This window comes from Burkholderia sp. DN3021, from assembly GCF_049805555.1.
Taxonomy (GTDB): domain Bacteria; phylum Pseudomonadota; class Gammaproteobacteria; order Burkholderiales; family Burkholderiaceae; genus Burkholderia; species Burkholderia pyrrocinia_C.
The window spans coordinates 16,255-38,117 of the sequence record NZ_JBNCAB010000073.1; the positions used below are offsets into that span (position 1 = coordinate 16,255).

Sequence of the window (21,863 nt, forward strand, 5' to 3'; positions counted from 1 at the left end):
ATCGGGGCGGGGCGATGCGGCGGTGGCCGGCCGCCGTCACGGCTTGCGGCCGAAGGCTTCGCGCAGTTTCCGCTTCGCGCGTTCGAGCGTCGCGCGGCGCGTTTTCGGCAGGTTGCGGCCCGCGCGGTTCACGTAGAAGTTCAGCATCGACATCGCCGACTGGAACGGCGAAGACTTGCGGCGGCGGCTCTGTTCGGCCGAGCGCTTCAGCGAAGCGGCGATCGCGCCCGGATCGTCGGACTTGAAGATGTCGGGCTCGATGTCGAGCACATCGCTTTTTTGCGTGACTTCGGCGGACCAGCGGTGTTGCGGATCGGCGCTGCGGGTCCGGCCAGGGCGGCGCGTCGGGCGTTTGCCGGGCGCGCGGGAAGCGGAAGCTGAAGGCATTGCAGGGCTCCGTATGGCGTCGCAGGGACGTACGGGCAACGGCGCCGCAATTCGCGTGCCGCGCGGCGACCTGCCGCCGGAGGCATGGCCCTTGCTGCAAGGTCCGGGCAGGCGTGCCATTCCGCCCTCTTCGTTCAGCACGAACACCTCGTGACATCCGCATTACATCCGCATTCGAACCGAATGGCCGGCGCCGTTTGAAGCAGCCGCGCGCGGCCGCCACGCAGGAGGACACCATGCGATCGAACTCCCGGATCAGTCTGGAAGACGATGCGACGGACGCCGACACGGTCGACGCCGGCGATTTCGATACGACGGTCCGTCTCGACGTCGAGACAGGCACGGTCACGTTTCATGCGGCGTGGTCGATGGCGGCTGATGCGCCACCCGATACGGGGCGGCATTCGGTCGTGCTGGTGCTCGACTGCGACACGATGGAACGCTACGCGGGCCTCGACGACGGCGCCCGGATGCGCGTGCACGCGATGCTGCACGAGGCCGTGCGGGACATGCTCGACCGGCTCCCCGACAACGACGACGATCTGACACTGACGGTCGAACTGACCGACGCGATGCTCGATGCGGCGATCCGCCTGCAGTAATCGTGCCGGGTCGGGATACACGCCGTTGAAATCTTTTCAGCCCGGGCGCGGCGGCGCGGCATGGGCCGGTTTTGGCCGGTCTCTTCTGTCGCCGTCGTCCGGCCGCATGCGGCACGGCAATTGCTCCGTGACCGGGACGGCATAAAGGGTGCCGCGGCATCCACGGAGGTTTCCATGAGCGGCAGACTGGACCATTGCAAGGTAGCGATCCTGGCGGTCGACGGCTTCGAGGAGGCCGAGCTTGTCGAACCGCAACGTGCGCTGGCGGCCGAAGGCGCGCAGGTCGACGTGATTTCGCAGAAACGCGGCGAAATCCAGGGGTTCAGGCACGTCGACAAGGGCGCGCGCGTGAAGGTCGACCGCACGTTCGACGACGCGCGCGAGGGCGACTACGACGCGGTCGTGCTGCCCGGCGGTGTCGTCAACGGCGACGCGATCCGGATGATCCCGGCCGCGCGCGAGTTCGTGACGGCGGCCGTCGGCGCCGGCAAGCCGATTGCCGCGATCTGCCACGGCGGCTGGCTGCTCGTGTCGTCCGGGCTCGTGGAAGGGCGCACGATGACGAGCTGGCCGAGCCTGCAGGACGACATCCGCCATGCGGGCGGCAAGTGGGTCGACGAGGAAGTCGTGCGCGACGGCAACCTGATCACGAGCCGCAAGCCCGCCGACCTGCCGGCATTCAGCGGCGCGCTGGTCGAAAGTCTCGCGTCGCGGAGCGCGTAATCCGATGCCGGCCGATTCCCCCCGCCGCGTGACGCTGGCCGCTGCGCCGCCCGAATTCGACGGCGCGGCGCTGCAACTGTGCTTCACCGTCGACGTCGACGGTCAGCCGGAGCACTGCGCGATCACGGTCGAGGCGCTCGAGGATCATTTCGGCGCGCCCTCGGCGCTGGAAGCCGACTTGCGCGACGCGTTCGAGCGCGGCCGCGCGCGTATCGAGGCTGCCTGCGCGGATGTGCTGGCGGACGGCAAGGGCGGCGTGGTACTGCACAGCGGCTATTTCCGCGCGCACGGCCGTGCGGCGGCGGGCAGCGTGAAGGCCGGCATGTCCCGTTCGCGGCGCTCCTGATCGAGGCGCCGTGGCCGACGCGTTTGACCCGCGTTCGGGTTCGGCCGCTCGGGGTCGGCCCGCTCGCGTCCGGCATTACACGTCGTTGAAAACTTTGCACGGGCGGCCGGACGCCGCGCGGTGCCCTATCGCGCCGCGCGCCCCATGGCCCGGACGAGCGCCGCTTCGCGCGCATTGGCATGGTCCGTGCGCGCATCGACGATCGCCGGCGCGCGTGTCGCGCCGCATGCCGATGCGACGCCGTCGTCGCATTGCGTGAAGCCGTCAACGGGGAACGAGCATGCTGACCGCCCATGAATTTGCCGCGCTGTTCCTGGTGTATCGCGCACCGGAACAGATCCAGATCGATCGCGAGGACGTCGCCGCGCTGGTCGAACAGAACCTGATCGTGATGCAGGGCGACGCCGCGTCGGGCGAGCGCCGGCCCGCGTTGACGGCCGACGGCCTGTCGGTGCTGCGGTGCATGCAGCGGCGCGACGGGTACGAGCCCGACGGCACCGATGCGTGACGGGTGACGATGACGCGCGGGCGCGCTGCTCACCGCGCGATCGCGACGGATGCGTTCACCTGCACGACGGGCGTGTCGCCGTCGAACGGCGGCGCGTACAGGAAGCGCTCGATCACGCCGGCCTCGAACAGCAGGCAGTACGTCGAGCCGCCGAACTGGAAGCGGCCGATCTCGTCGCCCTTGTCGACGCGCTGGCCCGGCACGACCTCGATCACGCACGACGACACGTCGCCCATCCCGACGAATACCGCGGCCACGGTGCCGATGCCCGGGTCGTCGCTCTCGATCGCGACGATCGCGCGCGCGGCGACCGCCGTCATGTAGCCCTGCGAGTCGTTGAGCCCGGCCGGGTCCGGGCCTTCGGCTTCGGCGACCGAGTAGTAGGTGCCGTCGATCCGGTATGCATGCGTGACGGTGCCGCGCACCGGCGCATGCCAGCGATGGTAGTTGTACGCGCTGAGATAGGCCTGGTAGAGATCGCCGCCGACGAAGCGCTCGGCGAGCGGTCGCCCGGCGCGCGTGAAGATGTCGTGCAGCGAATACGGCTGCGCCTTGATCCAGAAGGTGTCGCGCATCTTCACGTTCGTTTCGGTGTGGTACGGCGCGGCCTCGCACGCGCTGACGATCACGTGCGGATCGTCCGGCGCGTCGACGGGCCGCGCGCCTTCCCGAAAGCGTCGCGTGAAGAAGTCGTTCCACGAATCGAAGCCGAGGTGCGGTTGATCGTCGCGATAGCGGAATTGCGACAGCCCGATGCGCTGGCGCGCTTCGTCGCAGAACCAGCCGTCGGGCGCCGACGTATCGAGATGCTCGCGCGAATGCGGGCCGCCGAGGAAGTCGCACCAGACGTTCAGTACCCGTTTCAGGTGCGCGTTGACGGTTGCGTCCCGAAACACAGCGTGGCCCGACGGCATGCACATCGGCCAGTCGAGGAACGCGTTCAGCGGGCACACGATCAGGCTCGATTCGCTGAACGGCGGCGTGTAGGTCATCAGGTGGTCGATCACGGTCATCAGTTCGCCGATCGACGTGTAGCCGAGCCGGCGGCCGGATTCGACCGCCTCGTCGATCGCGCGGACGAGGCCCATGCGCAGCACGGCGCGGTCGTCGAACAGCCGCGCGAGCGCCTGCACGGCCGGCGTGCGCAATCGTTCGCCGGCATGCGCGCGCGCGTCGGCCGCGATTTTTTCGCGGAACGCGGCCATGTGCGCTTCCTCGCAGGTCAGCCATTCGCCGAGCCGGCGGCGCGCGGCGGGCGGCGTGTGGGGTTCGGTCGGCATCGTCGGCTCCTGCGGCTGGATTCGGTACGAACACGTAGCAAGACGCTTGCCCGGAGGCGGCATCGAAATTGCGGCCTTTTCACCGGTTTTTCAGTTTTTCAGTGACGCAGGAGAGAAACGATGAATGCGGGTTCGAATGTGCGGCAGACGAAAGGCACGGCATCGGACGACGAGCGCCGGCGCGGCGGGCGGCGCACCGTGACGCCGACGCGCACGCGGGTTCGTGCGGCGAAGCACGGCGAGACGCGACGGTCGAGGGAGCGCGATGCGAAAGGGACCGTGACCGCGGGCCATGGCGACAACGCGGGCGCGCCGCTGTGGGAGGACGACGGCGGGACGCTGCCGCCGGAAGAGTGGTCGTGATGTCGGGCGTTTACTGTCCCGCCTGTCGCTCTGGCCGGTAACGATCGACTTGTGCGCCATCGCTCGATTCCCCGTCGCGAAAGGCCAGGGATACTGTGGCATCACGGTTCGCGATCAGCCATGCGGCACCGATTGGATCGTCAGGTATCCGCGGACCGTTTTGCATGGATTCGATCATGACCGGGCGATTCAGGGATTCCGATCCGCTGGGTGAGCCGCGACGAGTACGGCAACAGGCAGCGTAGCCAGACAGCGATCGAGCCTGATCAAGCCATCCGGCGCGTCGATTCCGTCCCGCGCATTCAGCCAGTCCGCCCAGGGCCCTTTGACGCCCTGCGGCAACACGACCGCCGTATCGCCCCATAACGCGGGCTCCACGCGCGGCAACCCGGGCCTGTCGCCGAGCAGCCGGCACGCAAGCCGCGTTGCAACGATCACCACGGTCGCCGCATCGCCGCACCGCGCGAACGCAACCGCGTGACGCCCGAGCGTGCCGTGCACGCGCAGCGGCACATACGCACCGTCGGCGAACGTCGCCGGCCACCGCGCGCGCAGCGCGAGCATCCGTTCGATCAGCGCCCGTTTCACGCGCGCGTCCGGCCAGGTCGGCAGGTACGACGCGACCGGCGCGTCGACGCGCTCGGCCGCCAGTGCCGCGAACGGCACGTCGCGCCGGTTGTCCGGATCGACGAGCGAGTGATCCCATCGCTCGGTACCTTGATAGAGATCGGGCACGCCGGGGGACGCGATCCGCAGTGCCGTCTGCGTCAGGCTGTTGACGATGCCGGCCGGCGCGATCCGCGCCACGAACGCATGCAGCCGGTGCGCGAAATCGCCTGCGACGCGCGGCGTCAGGATCGCGCGGACGAATGCTTCGCAAGCGCGCTCGTAGTCCGTCTCCGGCGCGAGCCAGTCCGTATGCCGCTTCGCTTCGCGCAGCGCCTTCGTCTGCCAGCGCACCACGCGTTCGATGAGCGCCGCGAGCCCCGCGTCGTCGTCGGGCATCAGCGACGGCGGCCAGCAGCCGACCAGCGTCTGGTACAGCATCGCCTCGGCGGCCGGCCCCGGCGCCCACGCCAGGTCGCGATGCGCGCCGCCGCGCCGGCGCAGGTTGAGCGCGGACCAGTCGAGCGATACCGCGCGCCAGGCGTCGGGCATCTCGCTGAGCACCGCGAGCCGCGCGCGCGCGTCCTCGCCGCGCTTGTGGTCGTGCGTGGCCGTCGCGACGAGCGTATGCGGCACGATTCGGGCGCGGCGCCGGTTGCGCGCATGGAACGCGCCGCGCGACAGGCTGAAGTCGCCTGCGTCGGCGCCGACCTCGTTGCGCGACAGCAGCCGGCCGTAGCGATAGCAGGCCGTATCCTCGACCCCCTTCGCGGCCAGCGGCGCGGTGAGCTGCGCGAACGCGACGCGGGCCGCATGCAGCGCGGCGGCGCCTGCGCGCGGCACGCGCACGACCGGTAACCCGAGCCACGCGGCGACCCGGTCGAGCGCGTAGCGGTCGGCCGGATCGACGGCCGCGCATGCCCGTTCATACGCCTGCGCGAGCACCCGGCGGTCGGTGTCGGCGGGCGCGTCTTCCGGTGCCGGATACATCCGGTACACGGGCAGCCGCACCGCGAGTTCGCCCAGCACGCGCTGGATCGCGACCAGACTGACGTCGCGCGTCGCGGGCGACGCGCGCGCAATGCCGTGCAGCGCCCGCGCGACGCGCGCATGCTCGGCGGCGAGCTGGCGCATCAGCACGCGCCGCTTGCCGTCGAGCGCCTCCTGCGCGAACGTGCGCGACGAACCGGACACGGCCGCCCAGTGGGCGGCCAGCGGCGCGGCGCCGGCCGGGTCGTGCAGCAGCGCGCCGACGTCGTTCATGAAGTCGTAGCCGGTCGTGCCGTCGACGCCCCAGTCGTCGCGCAGCGCTTCGCCGGGCGCCAGGATTTTTTCGACGACGACGTACGGTCGCTCGTCGCGCAGCGCCGCGAGCCGCGCATGCAGCCGCCGGCAGTACGCGCGCGGATCGGCGAGCCCGTCGACGTGATCGACGCGCACGCCGTCGATATATCCGGCCGCGTAGAGGCGCAACGGCAGCGCATGGACGGCGTCGAACACCGCATCGTCGTCGATGCGGATGCCCGCGAGCGTCGCGATGTCGAAGAAGCGCCGCCAGTTCAGTTCGTCCGCGGCCGTGCGCCACCACGCGAGCCGGTAGTGCTGGCGTTCGAGCAGCCGGTGCAGCCACGCGCGCGAGCGTGCGCTGTGCGGATCGGAGCCGCGCAGCACGGCGTCGAACGCATGCGGGCCGTGCGCGGCCGCGTAATCGCGCAACGCCGCATGCGCGGCGGCCAGCCGGGCGCTGCCGTGCGCAGGCGCGGCGCCGAAGCGTTCGGCGAGCGTGTTCAGGTCCGAGCGGTTCGCGATGCGCAGGATGTCCGCATAAGTGGCGGCGGCCACGGGCAGCTGCCGCCCCGGGCACGCAACGAAGAAGCGGCCGGTCGACGGATCGGCGCCGAGCGCGATGTCGCCGGCCGTGAGCGCGTCGCCGTACGGCGTGCCGAGGCAGGGCAGCAGCACCTTGCCGTCGAGCGCCGCGTCGGGCGGATGCCAGTCGATGTCGAAGCAGCATGCGTACGGGCTCGCCGGCCCCCATTCGAGCACGTCGTTCCACCAGCCGTTCGACGAGCCGCCGACGCCCATGTGGTTCGGCACGATGTCGACGATCACGCCGATGCCGCGCGCGCGCAGCGCGCCGATGAGCCGGACCAGGCCGGCCTCGCCGCCGAGTTCGGCGCTGACCGAGCCGTAGTCGACGGTGTCGTAGCCATGCAGCGAACCGGGCTCGGCCGTCGTGACCGGCGACAGGTACAGGTGGCTCACGCCGACGCGCGCGAAGTAGTCGGCGTGCATGGCCGCATCGTCGAACGTGAAACCCGCATGCAGCTGCAGCCGCAGCGTCGCGCGCGGCGTCATGCGTCGCGCTCCCGCGAACGGCGCGCGTGCGCGACGGCCGCGATGCGCTTGCGCACGTCGGCGTCGAACAGCGTGTCGACGGTGCGCGGCAGGCGCCGCAGCCAGTTCGGATGGCCGCATGGCGGCCCCGGCAGGTTCGGCTGCTCATCCAGCCCGAGCAGATCCTCGAGCGGCAGGATCGCGAGCGGCGACGGGCTGAGCGCGACATACGCGAGTATTGCGCTCACGGGCGGCGCGCCGGCCGGCGGGACAGCGCTGTTGGCGGGCGCGCAACCCGCGTGCTGCAATGCGTGCCACAGCGCCGCGCGTTCGGTTGCGCGTTCCGCCTGGGCGGCGATCAGGTCGGGATCGGACGCGGGCGGGGGTGTGGCGGGCGCGGCCCGGTCTGCTTCCGTGCGGGGCATGCCGTCATGCCCGACGTCGGCGCCTTGCACGATTTCGTTCGAGTCCTGCGCACTCGCATCGCTCGGCATGCTTTCGGCCGCGCCGTTTTGCTGCTTCCCGCTGTCGGTCGCCACCCGCCGCCACCCCAGATCGACCCCGCGCCACCAGCCGGCCACGGTCGGCAAGTCGTGCGTCGACGTCGTCGCGATCGCATCGCGATCCCACGCGGACGGCGGCCGGAATGTGCCGTACGCATCGCGCTCGAACCACAGCACGCGCATCCCCGCGATCCCCTGTGCACCGAGCCGTTCGCGCAAACCGCCCGGCACCGTGCCGAGATCCTCGCCGATCGCGATCGCGCGATGGCGTGCCGCCTCGAGCGCGACGAGCCGCACGAGATCGTCGACCGGATAGCGCAGGTAGGCGCCGTCGCGCGGCGTGCCGCCGTCCGGCACGATCCACATCCGCGCGAAGCCGAGCACGTGGTCGATGCGGATGCCGCCCGCATGCGCGAACGCCGCGCGCAACAACTCGATGAACGGGACGAAACGGTCGGCGCGCAGCGCGGCGGGCGTCCACGTCGTCACGCCCCACGCCTGGCCGGCCGCATTGAACAGGTCGGGCGGCGCGCCGAGCGACACGCCGCGCAGCAGCGTCGTGCCGTGCGCCCACGCGTCGCTGCCCGCGCGGTCGGAGCCGACCGCGAGATCGGCGATCAGCCCGGTCGCCATGCCCGCGCCGCGCGCCGCATGCTGCGCGTCGCCGAGCGCGCGCGATGCGCACCATTGCAGGAACGTGTGGAATGCGATCGTGTCGGCATGCGCGTGCGCGAACGCATCGACTTCGGCCGATGACGGCGTGCGCCACGGCGCCGGCCATTGCCGCCAGTCCGCACCGATCCCGAGTTCGATGCAGAATGCCTGCAGCGCGTCGAAGCGCGCATGTGCGTCGAGCGCCGCGCCGCCGGCCGCGCGAAAGCGCTGGTACGCGTCGCGCGACGGCGTGCCGTTGGCACGCCATGCATCGAAGCATGCGCGCAGGCGGCGCAGCTTCGGCGGCAGCACGCGCGACCAGTCGATCAGCGGCGCATCGATTGCATCGTCGCGCGCGTGAAGCGCAGCCTCGGCGCCCGGCACCGCGTCGCAGTCGAGATACGCGACGTTGTGCCAGCGCCGCGACGACGGCGAATACGGGCTGTCGTGCGCGGGCAGTGCGGGATAACCGGCGTGCGTCGGGCTGATCGCCACCGCCTGCGCGCCGTGCCGCGCGGCGTGCGCGGCGAGGCGCGCGAGCGCGGTGTAGTCGCCCGCGCCGTCGTCGCCGGTACGGCGCAGGCTGTAGAGCTGGGCCGCGACGCCCCAGCGGCGGCCTGCGTCGGGCGCGCGCGCGAATGCGTCGAACGGGCGCGCGCGCAGCGGCGCGATCGCGAGCCCGATGCGCTGCTCGCCGATGTCGAGCGCGTGATAGCCGGGCATCGCGAGCGGCGGCAGCGTGCCGAGCTCGCCCGCACCGGCCACGCGCCCGTCGACGTAGCCGCCCGTTTCGAGCGCGATCCGGAAGTGTGCGCCCGGCAGTGCGATCGTATGCGGGAGCGTCAGCGGCAGGCCGGCATCGCCGGTGACGATGCGCGGCGGCGCCGCGTTCGCATCGGCGAGCGCCGCCGCGCTGTCGACGCGCTGGAGCGCCGTGCCGCACGGCCAGCCGAGCGCGTCGACGAGCGCGGCGAGCGCATCGTCGCCTACCCGCCGCGCGACGCCGCCCGCGTCGGTCCAGTCGGTTTCCAGTCCGGCCGAACGGGCGAGTGCCGCGATCGATACGTCGGTCGTCATGATCGGCCTCGCCCGTTCGTGCGGTGACTCAGCGCATCGTGGTTGACCGCGCCGTCGCGCCACGCGATGCACGCACGTGGCGGCAGGCGCAGGTCTCGCAGCCGGTCGCGCGCGCGCGGCGGCGTCTCGAACACGATCTTGCCGAGCGGCAGCGCGGGCAGCACCGCGTCGTGCGAGCCGAGGTTCAGCGCGATCGTCAGCGTGCTGCCGTTGCCGAGCCGCCAGCGTGCGGCGAGCGCCTGCGGTTCGCCGTCGCCCGCGAGCAGGTCCACGCCGAGCGCGCGCGCGCCGGCCAAGTGCGGCGTCACGAGCGCCGCGCGCACGGTCAGCGCGCTGCGGTAGAAGTGCCGCCATGCATCGGCGTCGGGCCATGCGTCGTCGGCCGGGTGTTTCGACAACGAGCGCACGAACGTCGCGATGTCGTTCGGATCGGGAATCGCGTCGCGATGCGCGGGATCGGCGAACGCGGGAAACGCCGCGAATTCGCGGCGCCGGCCTTCGCGCACGGCGTCGGCGAGTGCGCCGCGATAGTCGGTGAAGAACTGGAACGGCTGCGTGCTGCCTTCCTCCTCGCCCATGAACAGCAGCGGAATCTGCGGCATGAGCAGCATCAGCGCGGTGGCCGCGCGCAGCGCGTCGTCGTTCGCGAGCGTGCGCAACCGTTCGCCGAACGCGCGGTTGCCGATCTGGTCGTGGTTCTGCAGGAACGCGACGAACGCGGTCGGCGGCAGGTGCGCGCTCGGCTCGCCGCGCGCGGCGCCGCCATGCAGCGGCGACGGCTCGCCCTGGTACGCGAACCCTTCGCCGAGCGTGCGCGCGAAATGGCGCAGCGGCGCGTCGGCGTACGCGCGGTAATAGCCGTCGCGCTCGCCGGTCAGCAGCACGTGCGCGCTGTTATGGAAATCGTCGTTCCACTGCGCGTCGAAGCCGCCGGGCCCGAGCAGGCTCGCCGCGTTGCGTTCGTTTTCGAGCACCAGATGCACCTGGCGTGCGTCGCCCGCATGCGCGCGCACGCGGCGCGCGAGCTCGCGCAGCCACGCATCGTCGTCGATCGCATGCGCGGCGTCGATGCGCAGCCCGTCGAAGCGGTACTCGTCGAGCCAGTAGAGCGCGTTGTCGATGAAGAACGCGCTCGTCTGCGCACGCGCGAAGTCGATCGCGGGCCCCCACGCCGTTTGCCGGTCCGCGCGGAAGAACGCGGGCGCGTAGCGCGGCAGCAGGTTGCCGTCGGGGCCGAAGTGGTTGTAGACGACGTCCAGGAACATCTGCAGCCCGAGCCCGTGCGCGGCGTCGACGAGCGCCTTCAGTTCGTCGGGCCGCCCGTACGACGCATCGGGCGCGAACGGCAGCACGCCGTCGTAACCCCAGTTGCGCGTGCCGGGGAACGCATTGACGGGCATCAGCTCGATCGCCGTCACGCCGAGCGCGGCGATGGCCGGCAGGCGCCGCTCGACGCTCGCGTAGCCGCCGCATGCGCCGACGTGCAGTTCGTACAGCACCGTCTCGTGCCACGGGCGGCCGCGCCATGCGTCGTGGCGCCAGCGATAGGCGGCCGGATCGACGACCTGGCTCGGGCCGTGCACGTCGTGCGGCTGGAAGCGCGACGCGGGATCGGGCACGGCGAGATCGCCGTCGAGCACGTAGCGATACAGCGCGCCGGGGCCGCACGGCGCGAGCGCGTCGAACCAGCCGTCGCCGGCGGCTGTCATCGCGACGGATGGCCCGCCGTGCAGCTCGACGGCCGCGGTGCGGCTCGCGGGCGCCCACAGCCGGAAGCGCGTACGGCCCGCGTCGATGCAGGTCGCGCCGAACGACGACGCGAACGCATGCGTGCCGGGCGGATGAGCGGAACGTGACGTCATGGCGGTCCTCACGAAGGCGGGTCGGGCGGCACGGCGGCGACGGCGACCGCGGCCGCATGCGCGGCGACGTCGAGGCCGTCGGCCGGCCACGCGCGCGGGCCGGCGTCCGGCTTGGCCGTGTCGACCAGCACGCGGTAGGCGAGCGCAGGCGCGGGCGGCGCAAACGTGATCGTTTCGGACGACGCGTTCAGCATCACGAGCAGCGACTCGGTGCGCCCGGTGCGGCCCGCGCCGACGCGCCGCATCGTCAGTGCGCGGCGCTCGCGGTCGTGCCACGCGGGCACGGTCAGCGCGTTGCCGCGTTCGTCGAACCAGTCGATCTCGGCCATGCCCGGCGCGCCGTCGTGATCGCCCGACGGATAGCGCGGCGCCGACATCAGCGGGTACATGCGCCGCAGCGCGGCGAGCCGCGACACGAAGCGCATCAGCTTCACGGCTTCGTCGCTGCGCGCCAGGTCCCAGTCGAGCCACGACAGTTCGTTGTCCTGGCAGTACGCGTTGTTGTTGCCGTGCTGGGTGCGGCCGAACTCGTCGCCGGCGACGAGCATCGGCGTGCCGAGCGCGGTGAACAGTGTCGCGAGCATCGAGCGCGCGACGCGCGCGCGCACGTCGCGGATCGCCGCGTCGTCGCTCGGCCCTTCGGCGCCCCAGTTCGCGCTGCAGTTGTCGTCGCGGCCGTCGCGGTTGTCCTCGCCGTTCGCGTCGTTGTGCTTGTCCGCATACGACACGAGATCGGCGAGCGTGAAACCGTCGTGCGCGGTGACGAAATTGACCGATGCCCACGTATGGCGCCGCTGGTGGTTGAACAGGTCGGCCGATCCCGCGAGCCGCGCGGCGAGTTCCGGCCGCTGGCCCGCGTCGCCGCGCCAGAAGCGCCGCACGGTGTCGCGAAAGCGGTCGTTCCATTCGGCGAAGCCCGGCGGGTGGCGGCCGAGCTGGTAGCCGCCGGGGCCGAGATCCCACGGCTCGGTGATCAGCTTGCGCTGCGCGAGCACCGGGTCCTGCCGCAGCGCGTCGAAAAATCCCGCGCCGGGATCGAAGCCGTGATCCTCGCGGCCGAGCGTCACGCCGAGATCGAAGCGGAAGCCGTCGACGTTGAACGCGGTGGCCCAGTAGCGCAGCGAATCCATCACCATCTGCACGACGCGCGGGTGCGACAGGTTCAGCGTGTTGCCGCAGCCCGTCTCGTCGACATGAAAGCGATGGTCGCCCGGCACGAGCCGGTAGTAGCTCGCGTTGTCGAGGCCGCGCCACGACAGCGTCGGGCCGAGCTCGTTGCCTTCGCAAGTATGGTTGTAGACGACGTCGAGCACGACCTCGATGCCGGCCGCATGCAGCTGGCGGATCGCGATGCGCATCTCGTCGAGCCGCCGCGTCGCGAGATACGCGGGTTCCGGCGCGAAGAACGCGGCCGTGTCGTAGCCCCAGTAGTTGCGCAGCCCGCGTTTCACGAGTTCGCGCTGCTGCAGGAACGCGTGGACGGGCAGCAGCTCGACCGTCGTGACGCCGATCGACAGCAGGTGATCGATGAACGCCGGATGCGCCAACGCCGAGAACGTGCCGCGCTCGGGCGCGCGCAGCCCGGCGCGGCGCATCGACACGCCGCGCACGTGCGCCTCGTAGATCACCGTGCTGCGCCACGGCACGCGCGGGCGCCGGTCGTTGCTCCAGTCGAACGCCTCGTCGACCACCACGCATTTCGGCATCGCGGGCGCCGAGTCGCGCCGGTCCATCGACAGGTCCGCGCGGCTCGAATGCACGCGATAGCCGAACAGCGCGTCCGACCAGCGGAAGTGGCCGACCAGCTTGCGCGCGTACGGATCGAGCAGCAGCTTGGTCGAATTGAAGCGATGGCCGTGCTGCGGCTGGTACGGGCCGTCCGCGCGCAACCCGTACACGGTGCCCGGATGCGCGTTGGGCAGGTAGCCGTGCCACACCTCGTCGGTGCATTCGGGCAGGTCGAGGCGCGCGAGTTCCCTGCGGCCGGTCGGATCGAACACGCACAGCTGGATGCGCTGCGCGTGCGCGGAGAACACCGCGAAGTTGGTCCCGAGGCCGTCCCAGGTCGCGCCGAGCGGATAGCGGCGGCCGGATTCGAGGCGAGCGGGCAGGGCACTCGGCATGGGGCGGAACTCTCCGTGTCGAAAGGGCGGGGAATCAGGCGGGGCTCAGCCACAGCGTCGCGAGCGGCGGCAGGCGCAGCGTCGCCGACCACGCCTCGCCGTGCGCGGGCACGGCCTCGGCCCACACGGCGCCGTCGTTGCCGGCATTGGTGCCGCCGTACGATGCGGCGTCGGTGTTCATCCGTTCGCGCCATTGGCCGGGCGCCGGCAGCCCGACGCGGTAGCCGGTGCGCGGCACCGGCGTGAAGTTGCAGACCGCGACCACCAGGTGCCCCGCATCGTCGCGGCGCACGAACGCGAACACGCTGTTGTCGCGGTCGTCGCCGATCAGCCAGGCGAAGCCGGCTGCGTAGCAGTCGAGCGCATGCAGCGCGGGTTCGGCCGCATACGCGCGGTTCAGGTCGCGCACGAGCCGCTGCATGCCGCGATGCGCGGGCGCGTCGAGCAGATCCCAGTGCGGCGTCGAGTCGTGCGCGAATTCGGCCCATTGCGCGAACTCGCTGCCCATGAACAGCAGCTTCTTGCCGGGATGCGCCCACATGAAGCCGAAGTACGCGCGCAGCGTCGCGAGCCGCTGCCATGCGTCGCCCGGCATCTTCGCGACGAGCGAGCCCTTGCCGTGCACGACCTCGTCGTGCGACAGCGGCAGCACGAAGCGCTCGGAAAACGCATAGATCAGCCCGAACGTCATCCGGTCGTGGTGATAGCGGCGGTGGATCGGGTCCTCGCGCAGATACGCGAGCGTGTCGTGCATCCATCCCATGTTCCACTTGAAGTCGAAGCCGAGCCCGCCATTGACGGTCGGCGCCGTGACGCCGGGCCATGCGGTCGATTCCTCCGCGACGGTGACGACGCCGGGCGGCGCGGCCGCACCGTGCAGCGTGTCGTTCAGCATGCGCAGGAACGCGACCGATTCGAGGTTCTCGCGCCCGCCGTGCACGTTCGGCACCCATTCGCCTTCGTTGCGCGAATAGTCGCGGTACAGCATCGACGCGACCGCGTCGACGCGGATGCCGTCGACGTGATAGCGGCGCGCCCACGCGAGCGCCGACGCGACGAGGAACGCGCCGACCTCGGTGCGCCCGACGTTGAACACGCACGTGTGCCAGTCGGGATGCAGCCCTTCGCGCGGGTCGGCATGCTCGTACAGCGCGGTGCCGTCGAACTGCGCGAGACCGTGCGGATCGTCGGGGAAATGCGCGGGCACCCAGTCGACGATCACGCCGATGCCGGCCGCATGCGCGCGGTCGACGAACCGCGCGAAGCCGTCGACCGGCCCGAAGCGCGCGGACGGCGCGAACTGCGCGAGCGGCTGATAGCCCCACGAGCCGCCGAACGGGTATTCGGCGATCGGCATGAACTCGACGTGCGTGAAGCCCATCCCGTGCACGTACGGAATCAGCCGCTCGGCAAGCTCGTCCCACGTCGCGCTGCGGTCCATCTCCTCGGGCACGCGCTGCCACGATTCCGGATGCACCTCGTAGATCGACCACGGCGCGCGGTAGCGGTCGGCGCGCGGCCGCGCGTGCATCCAGCCGTCGTCGTGCCACGCGAACGCGTCGAGCGCCGCGCCATCGGCGACGACGGACGCCGTGCGCGGCGGTGCCTCCGTCGCGCGCGCGCACGGATCGGCCTTGTGCGGCAGCACGCGCCCGTCGGCCGCGCGCAGCTCGTACTTGTAGCGCTCGCCCGCGCCGATGCCCGGCACGAACAGCTCCCATACGCCCGACGGCCGCCGCAGCCGCATCGGATGGCGGCGGCCGTCCCATCCGTTGAAATCGCCGACCACCGACACGCGCTGCGCGTTCGGCGCCCATACCGCGAAGCGCACGCCATCGGTGTCGTCGATGCGCACGGGCGTCGCGCCCAGGCAGTCGAGCACGGCGGCCGGATCGCCGGCCGCGAAGCGCGCGAGCGCGGCGTCGTCGAGCAGCGTGCCGAACGCATACGCGTCGTCGGTCACCTGCCGCGCGTTCGGCCAGTCGATCGCGAGCAGGTAATGGGGAACCCCGCCGTCGTGCGCGATCGTGCCGGCGAAGCAGCCGGCGCGGTCGACGCACGCGAGCGCGCCGAGTTCGTCGCCGTCCGGCGACAGCGCGCGCACGCGCTCGGCGCCGGGCAGCAGCGCGCGCACGACGATCCGGTCGGCCTGCCCGTGCGGGCCGAGACACGCGAACGGATCGGGATGGCGGCCGGCGAGCAGCGCGTCGATGTCGGCCTGTTCGAACAGCGTGTCGGTCATCGCGTTCCTCCGGGTTCGGGCGCGCTGCCGTCGTCGAGCAGGCGCTCGACGAGCGCCGCGAGCCCGCCGACCGGCACGCTCAGCCAGTCGGGCCGGTTCGCGGCCTCGTAGCACAGCTCGTACGACGCCTTGTCGATCAGGAACAGCGCGAGCAGGCGATCGGCATAACGCGGGTCGACGAAGCGTACGGGCGCGAGCGCGGCGGCCGCGCGATAGCATTCGACGAAGCGGTCGGCGGCGGCCTGCCCGAAGCGGTCGAACAGCGCGCGCTTGCGGCCGGCCGCCTGCGGCGGCGCTTTTTCGATCGCGAATTGCGCGGTCGCGCTCACATACGACAGCGAGCGCAGGAAGCCGGCCACGTCGCGCAGCGGATGCGATTTCGCGCGGCGCCGTTCGAGCGGGCGCGCCGGTTCGCCTTCGAAGTCGATCAGCAGCGCATCGCCCTGCACGTCGAGCACCTGGCCGAGGTGGAAATCGCCGTGAATCCGCGTGCATTGCGCGTCGAGCGTGCGCGGCACGAGTTCCCCGAGCGCGCGCACGGCGGCGTCGCGCGACGCGAGCAGCGCATCGGCCGATGCGCGCATCGCGGGATCGAGCGCATCGAGCGCATCGAGCCGCGTGCGCAGCACGTCGAGCGCGCGTTCGAACGACGCGATCGCGTCCGCGCACCAGCCGTCGACGTGATCGGGTGTCGCGCGTTCCGGCGCGAACGCGGGATCGTCGGACGGCTGCGCGAGCGCGACGTGCAACTGGCCGAGCCGCGTGCCGACGATGCCCGCGAACGCCGCATAGCCGACCAGCGCCTCGGGTTCCTCGTCCTCCTCGGCCGCTTCGACTTCGTCGGCGGCCGGCAGCGCGAGTTCGTCGACCGCGCGCCGCACGAAGTCGAACGAACGCGTCCACGCATCGCCCTGGTTGTCGACGTAGCGCTGCAGGATCGCGACCGTGTGCGGCGTGCCGTCCGGATCGACGTGCACGACCTCGCCCGCGAGCGTCGCGGTGTTTGCATAGCCGATGCGCGTCAGGTGCCGGCTCATTTCCGCTTCCGGATGCACGCCGTGCGCGACCTTGCGCACCAGCTTCAGCACGATCGCGTCGCCGATCACGAGCGAGCTGTTGCTTTGCTCGGCCGCGAGCCAGCGCACTTCGGCGTCGTCGCCGGGATCGAGCGCGGCGAGCGCGCTCTCCGGCAGGAACGCGAGCCGGCCGCCGTCGGAGGTCGGTACCGTTGCGCCGTCGCGCAGCTTGCGCAGCATCCCGCGCGCGAACGACGGCAGTGCGAACGCATCGGTCAGGTAGCCGACCGTATGGCCGCGCCGCACGCGCGCGAGCGCGAGCTGCGCGAACAGCGGCTGGGACGTCTCGCCGCCCCAGGCCGTCGCGAGCGGCACGATATAGCGCTCGACGCCGCCGTCGCTGGCGCTGACCCACGCCTCCGCATACTGGAACGCTTCGCCCGGCACCGGCGTGACGACGTTCAACCATGCATCGCCGATCGCGCGATCCTTCGACGCGAACCAGCGCCGCCGCGCGAGCCACGACGCGAGCGCATCGTGCGCGAGCGCGTGGAGCTGCCCGACGTCCGGCCGCGCGTCGCCGCGCCGCATCACGAGCGTCACGTATTCGGGCAGCGGCTCCGCATGCGGCTGCCGCCACGACGGCTCGCGGCCGTGCCCGGACAGCTCGAACCACAGGAACCCGTACGGCGGAAAGGTGAGGAGATACGGGAGCTGGCCGATCGGCGGAAACGGCGAATCCGACGTCATCTCGATCGGCACGCGGCCCGCGAATTCCGACAGGTCGAGCTCGACCGCCTGCGACGCGCGCGACAGGTTCGCGACGCACAGCACCGGATCGCTGCCGTCCAGCTCGCGCAGGTACGCGAGTACCTTGCGGTTCTCCGGGCGCAGGAAACGGATCGTGCCGCGCCCGAACGCCTGTGTCGCACGGCGCGTCGACAGGATGCGGCGCGTCCAGTTCAGCAGCGAATGCGGGTCGCGCGTCTGCGCCTCGACGTTGATCGCGTCATAGCCGTACAGCGAGCCCATCACCGGCGGCAGCACCAGCAGTTCGGGGTCGGCGCGCGAGAAGCCGCCGTTGCGGTCCGACGACCACTGCATCGGCGTGCGCACGCCGTCGCGGTCGCCGAGGTGGATGTTGTCGCCCATCCCGATCTCGTCGCCGTAGTAGATCACGGGCGTGCCGGGCATCGACAGCAGCAGCGAGTTGATCAGCTCGATGCGGCGCCGGTCGCGCTCCATCAGCGGCGCGAGCCGGCGCCGGATGCCGAGGTTCAGCCGCGCGCGCCGGTCGCTCGCATAGGTCTGCCACAGCAGGTCGCGCTCCGAATCGGTCACCATCTCGAGCGTCAGCTCGTCGTGGTTGCGCAGGAACACGGCCCACTGGTTGCTCGGCGCGAGCGCGGGCGTCTGCCGCATGATGTCGACGATCGGGAAGCGGTCCTCGCTCGCGATCGACATGTAGATGCGCGGCATCAGCGGGAAGTGGAACGCCATGTGGCATTCGTTCTCGTCGCCGAAATATTCCTGCACGTCTTCCGGCCACTGGTTCGCTTCCGCGAGCAGCATCCGGTTCGGGTACTCGGCGTCGATCGTCGCGCGGATCCGTTTCAGGATCGCGTGCGTTTCCGGCAGGTTCTCGTTGTTCGTGCCTTCGCGCTCGACGAGATAGGGCACCGCGTCGAGCCGCAGCCCGTCGATGCCGAGATCGAGCCAGAAGCGCATCACCTGGATCACCTCGCGCACGACGGCCGGGTTGTCGAAGTTCAGGTCCGGCTGGTGCGAATAGAAGCGGTGCCAGTAGTACTGGCCGGCGATCGGGTCGTGCGTCCAGTTCGATGTTTCGGTATCGAGGAAGATGATCCGGGTGCCCGCGTATTTCGTGTCGGTGTCGGACCACACGTAGTAGTCGCGATGCATCGAGCCCGGTTTCGCGCGCCGCGCGCGCTGGAACCACGGATGCTGGTCCGACGTGTGGTTGATCACCAGCTCGGTGATCACGCGGATGCCGCGCGCATGCGCTTCGCGGATGAAGCGCCGCACGTCGGCGAGCGTGCCGTAGTCGGGATGCACGTCGCGGTAGTCGGCGATGTCGTAGCCGTCGTCGCGGCGCGGCGACGGGTAGAACGGCAGCAGCCAGATCGTGTCGACGCCGAGTTCGGCGATGTAGTCGAGCTTCGCGATCAGGCCGGGGAAATCGCCGATGCCGTCGTTGTTCGAGTCGTAGAACGACTTCACGTGCACCTGGTAGATGATCGCGTCCTTGTACCACAGCGGATCGTCCGCACAGAGCGCGGGCGCGCGGCGGCGCGCACGGCGCCGGCGCGGCGTGCCGGCCGGCGCGAGCGACGGGAACTGCGCGCGGCGCACGTCGTCGAGGGAATCTTCGCGTTTCATCATCCGTGGGCTCCCGAAGGTCGTCGGGCGTCGTCCGGTCCGGGCGCGGCCGCCCGCGCGGCGCCCGGAGACGGCGCGAGCCGCCAGATCGCATACGGCCGCACGTGCGGATCGAGCGACACGTACTGGCGATGGCCGCGCCACGTCTGCGCGTGCGCGGCATCCAGTTCGAGCGCGTCGAGCGGTTCGCCGTCGGCGAGCCCGAAGCCGCGCCACAGCGCTGCGTCGAGCGTGAAGTTCGCGGCCTGCGGATGCCACGGGTCGAGGCTGATCGCGACGACGACGACGCTGTCGAACGCCGGCGTCGCCTTGACGAACACGAGCACGGCGTCGTTGTCCGCGTCGGCGAACGTCAGGCCGAGATGCGTCTGCAGCGCCGGGTGATCGCGCCGTGCGCGGTTCAGCCGCGCGATTTCGGCGCCGATGTGCGCGGCACGGCTCCAGTCGCGCGCGCGCAGCTCGTACTTCTCCGCGTTCGCGTATTCCTCGCTGTCCGGCAGCGGCGCCGATTCGCCGAGCTCGAAACCCGAGTACATGCCCCATGAACCGGCCAGCGTCGCCGCGAGCGCCGCGCGGATCACGAACTGCGTGCGCGGCGCGTTCTGCAGATGGCGCGGGTTGATGTCGGGCGTGTTGACGAAGAAGTTCGGCCGGAAGAATTCGCGCGCGGGCCCGGTCGTCAGCTCGGTCAGGTAGTCGATGAACTCGCGTTTCGTCTCGCGCCACGTGAAGTACGTGTACGACTGCGAGAAGCCGACCTTCGCGAGCCGGTACATCATCGCCGGCCGCGTGAACGCTTCGGACAGGAACACGACGTCCGGATGCCGGCCGCGGACGTCGTCGATCATCCACGCCCAGAACGGCAGTGGCTTGGTGTGCGGATTGTCGACGCGGAAGATCCGCACGCCCGCGTCGACCCAGAACTGCACCGCGTCGCGCAGCGCGAGCCACAGGCCGGGCAGTGCATCCGGCGCGTAGAAATCGGGGTTCACGATGTCCTGGTAGCGCTTCGGCGGGTTTTCTGCGAAGCGCAGCGAGCCGTCGGGCCGCCACGCGAACCAGCCCGGATGCGCGGCCAGCCACGGGTGGTCGGGCGAGCACTGGATCGCGAAATCCAGCGCGATCTCGAGCCCGTGAACGCGCGCGGCCTCGACCAGCGCGCGGAACGATTCGAGCGTGCCGAGCTGCGGATGCACGGCCGTGTGGCCGCCGTCGGGCGAGCCGATCGCGTACGGGCTGCCGACATCGTCGGGGGCGGCTTTCAGGCTGTTGTTGCGGCCCTTGCGCGCGGTGGTGCCGATCGGGTGGATCGGCGGGAAATACAGCACGTCGAAACCCAGGTCGCGAATGCGCGGCAATTGCGCGATCACGTCGTCGAACGTGCCGTGCCGATGCGGATCGTCGCTCGCCGAGCGCGGGAACATCTCGTACCAGCTTGAGAAGCGTGCCGCGCGCCGCTCGACGTCGACCGGATACACGGTCTCGTCGTGCGTGACGAACGGGCGGTAGCGCAGCGCGGCGAACGCGTCGGCCAGCGGCGGCGCGCCGAGCAGCGCGAGCCTGCCGTCGGACGGCGCGTCCCTGAACTCGGCGACGAGGCGTTCCATGTGCGGGACCGCGCGCGGATCGTCCGGATCGGCGAGCTTGAGCGCGGTCGCGAGCAGCAGCTGGGCTTCGCGCAGTTCGAGCGTCACGTCCTGGCCGGCCGCGTGTTTCTTCGCGACGTCGTCGGCGAGCGACGCCCAGTCGTCGCGCCACGCGATCACGCGAAATGCGTGGCGGCCGACCCGGTCGAGCATGATGCGCGCGTGCCAGCGGTCGTTCGGCTCGGCTTCGAACGGCACTTCGCGCCAGTCGTCGTCGCCTTCCGCGCGCCACTGGAGCGCGGCCGCGAGATGCGCGTGCCCGTCGGAGAAGATCGATGCATGCACGACGAGCGGTTCGCCGATCACGCGCTTGACCGCGAAGCGGCCGCCGTCGACCGACGGCTCGACGCGCTCGATCGCGATCCGGTCGGCCGCGAGCGCGGCCGACAGCACCGTGCGTTCGCGCGCGGCGTCGGCGCGCGTCGTGACGGGCGGGGCGCGCCGGGCATCCAGCAGCGCGTGCGCGCCGGGCCCGAGCGTGAAGGCTTCGAGCGCGGCAGGCGGGTGGGTTGGCGCGCCGTCCCGCGTCGCGACGCGCGTGAAGCTGCCCGGCACGCCGGGCAGGATCGCGGCGGGATCGACGGTTGTCGCCGTGTCGAGATCGGGATTCAACGCGATCAGCAGTGCCGCTTCGTCGTGTTCGAGCGACGGCCCTGTGCCGCGCAGCAGCACCGTCGCGGTTGCGCCGGGCGCGCTCAACTGCGCGATCTCGCCGCGCGCGGCCGCCGCGGGCGTCGCGCGACGCCACGCGTTCGCATCGGCGATCGCGCCCGACAGGTCGAAGCGCGCGCGCTCGAACGCGGTGCGGTAGCGATCGGCATCCGCGTCGCGCGACATCAGCGGCAGCGTGACACCGCGCTCGAAGCCCATCGGCGCGAGCCAGCCGGTGCCGACGGCCGCGGCCGTCCACAGTGCGCGGTGATACGCGCGTGCGACGGTGTCGTCCGGTGCGTCGGGCCAGTCGTCGGCGAGGCGCGGGCCGTCGAACGCATCGGGAAACGCGATCGGCGAGCCGATGCGCCGCAGCAGCCGGTGTTCGTCGACGAACCACGGTGCGTGGAGATCCCACCAGCGCACCGACGAGAACACCGCATCGAACCCGGCCGCTTCGAGCTGCGCGAGCGCGTCGCGTGCATGGCCGGGCACGCCGGCGAGCACCGCGGCGTCCGGGCGCGCGCGGCGCAGCGC

General features: G+C 71.3%; 14 protein-coding genes. 5 read left to right on the top strand and 9 right to left on the bottom strand.

Going from position 1 to position 21,863, the window contains the following annotated elements; genetic code table 11:
* Positions 1 to 36 precede the first annotated feature (36 nt).
* Positions 37 to 387 (bottom strand): DUF3175 domain-containing protein, encoded by a 351-nt coding sequence (locus ACPUER_RS27825; protein WP_425132672.1) that lies wholly within the window; start codon positions 385 to 387, stop codon positions 37 to 39.
* A gap of 236 nt (positions 388 to 623) precedes the next feature.
* On the opposite strand from ACPUER_RS27825, the gene ACPUER_RS27830 reads away from it, so the two are divergent.
* The 4 genes from ACPUER_RS27830 to ACPUER_RS27845 all read left to right on the top strand — a co-directional run bounded on the left by ACPUER_RS27830 (position 624) and on the right by ACPUER_RS27845 (position 2,566).
* Positions 624 to 989 carry a hypothetical protein gene (locus ACPUER_RS27830; protein ID WP_310133840.1) on the top strand — a complete coding sequence of 122 codons (366 nt, stop codon included), beginning with the start codon at positions 624 to 626 and terminating at the stop codon, positions 987 to 989.
* 174 nt (positions 990 to 1,163) lie between these two features.
* Positions 1,164 to 1,712 (top strand): type 1 glutamine amidotransferase domain-containing protein, encoded by a 549-nt coding sequence (locus ACPUER_RS27835; RefSeq protein ID WP_034184452.1) that lies wholly within the window; start codon positions 1,164 to 1,166, stop codon positions 1,710 to 1,712.
* Between the two features lie 4 nt (positions 1,713 to 1,716).
* Complete coding sequence (locus ACPUER_RS27840; RefSeq protein WP_175961748.1) at positions 1,717 to 2,058, top strand: DUF1488 domain-containing protein; 342 nt, start codon at positions 1,717 to 1,719, stop codon at positions 2,056 to 2,058.
* Positions 2,059 to 2,338: 280 nt separating this feature from the next.
* Positions 2,339 to 2,566, top strand: coding sequence for a hypothetical protein (locus tag ACPUER_RS27845; RefSeq protein WP_175961747.1), 228 nt, complete (start codon positions 2,339 to 2,341; stop codon positions 2,564 to 2,566).
* A gap of 29 nt (positions 2,567 to 2,595) precedes the next feature.
* Here ACPUER_RS27845 and ACPUER_RS27850 read toward each other — a convergent pair whose 3' ends face one another.
* The gene (locus tag ACPUER_RS27850; RefSeq protein ID WP_175961746.1) at positions 2,596 to 3,846 is read right to left on the bottom strand and encodes a phosphatidylserine decarboxylase family protein; all 1,251 of its coding nucleotides are present in this window, start codon (positions 3,844 to 3,846) and stop codon (positions 2,596 to 2,598) included.
* Positions 3,847 to 3,966: 120 nt separating this feature from the next.
* On the opposite strand from ACPUER_RS27850, the gene ACPUER_RS27855 reads away from it, so the two are divergent.
* A complete protein-coding gene (locus ACPUER_RS27855) occupies positions 3,967 to 4,209 on the top strand; it encodes a hypothetical protein (protein ID WP_310133846.1) in 243 nt (80 codons plus the stop codon).
* A gap of 189 nt (positions 4,210 to 4,398) precedes the next feature.
* Here the strand turns inward: ACPUER_RS27855 and treY are convergent, their stop codons facing one another.
* From treY to ACPUER_RS27890, 7 genes are all read right to left on the bottom strand, one after another.
* Positions 4,399 to 7,173 (bottom strand): malto-oligosyltrehalose synthase, encoded by a 2,775-nt coding sequence (treY, locus tag ACPUER_RS27860; protein ID WP_425132667.1) that lies wholly within the window; start codon positions 7,171 to 7,173, stop codon positions 4,399 to 4,401.
* The gene (malQ, locus tag ACPUER_RS27865; RefSeq protein WP_425132668.1) at positions 7,170 to 9,386 is read right to left on the bottom strand and encodes a 4-alpha-glucanotransferase; all 2,217 of its coding nucleotides are present in this window, start codon (positions 9,384 to 9,386) and stop codon (positions 7,170 to 7,172) included. The genes treY and malQ overlap by 4 nt, the downstream gene beginning before the upstream one ends.
* Positions 9,383 to 11,248 (bottom strand): malto-oligosyltrehalose trehalohydrolase, encoded by a 1,866-nt coding sequence (gene treZ, locus ACPUER_RS27870; RefSeq protein WP_425132669.1) that lies wholly within the window; start codon positions 11,246 to 11,248, stop codon positions 9,383 to 9,385. Before treZ ends, malQ begins: the two co-directional genes overlap by 4 nt.
* Positions 11,249 to 11,256: 8 nt before the next feature.
* Positions 11,257 to 13,371 carry a glycogen debranching protein GlgX gene (glgX, locus tag ACPUER_RS27875; protein WP_175961741.1) on the bottom strand — a complete coding sequence of 705 codons (2,115 nt, stop codon included), beginning with the start codon at positions 13,369 to 13,371 and terminating at the stop codon, positions 11,257 to 11,259.
* A gap of 34 nt (positions 13,372 to 13,405) precedes the next feature.
* Positions 13,406 to 15,613, bottom strand: a complete 2,208-nt coding sequence (gene glgB, locus ACPUER_RS27880; RefSeq protein ID WP_425132670.1) for a 1,4-alpha-glucan branching protein GlgB — start codon at positions 15,611 to 15,613, stop codon at positions 13,406 to 13,408.
* On the bottom strand, positions 15,610 to 19,029 hold the full coding sequence (treS, locus tag ACPUER_RS27885; RefSeq protein WP_425132673.1) for a maltose alpha-D-glucosyltransferase: 3,420 nt from the start codon (positions 19,027 to 19,029) through the stop codon (positions 15,610 to 15,612). Before treS ends, glgB begins: the two co-directional genes overlap by 4 nt.
* Positions 19,029 to 21,863 (bottom strand): alpha-1,4-glucan--maltose-1-phosphate maltosyltransferase (locus ACPUER_RS27890; protein ID WP_425132671.1); only part of this gene is annotated, 2,835 nt, incomplete at its 5' end. The genes treS and ACPUER_RS27890, both read right to left, overlap by 1 nt.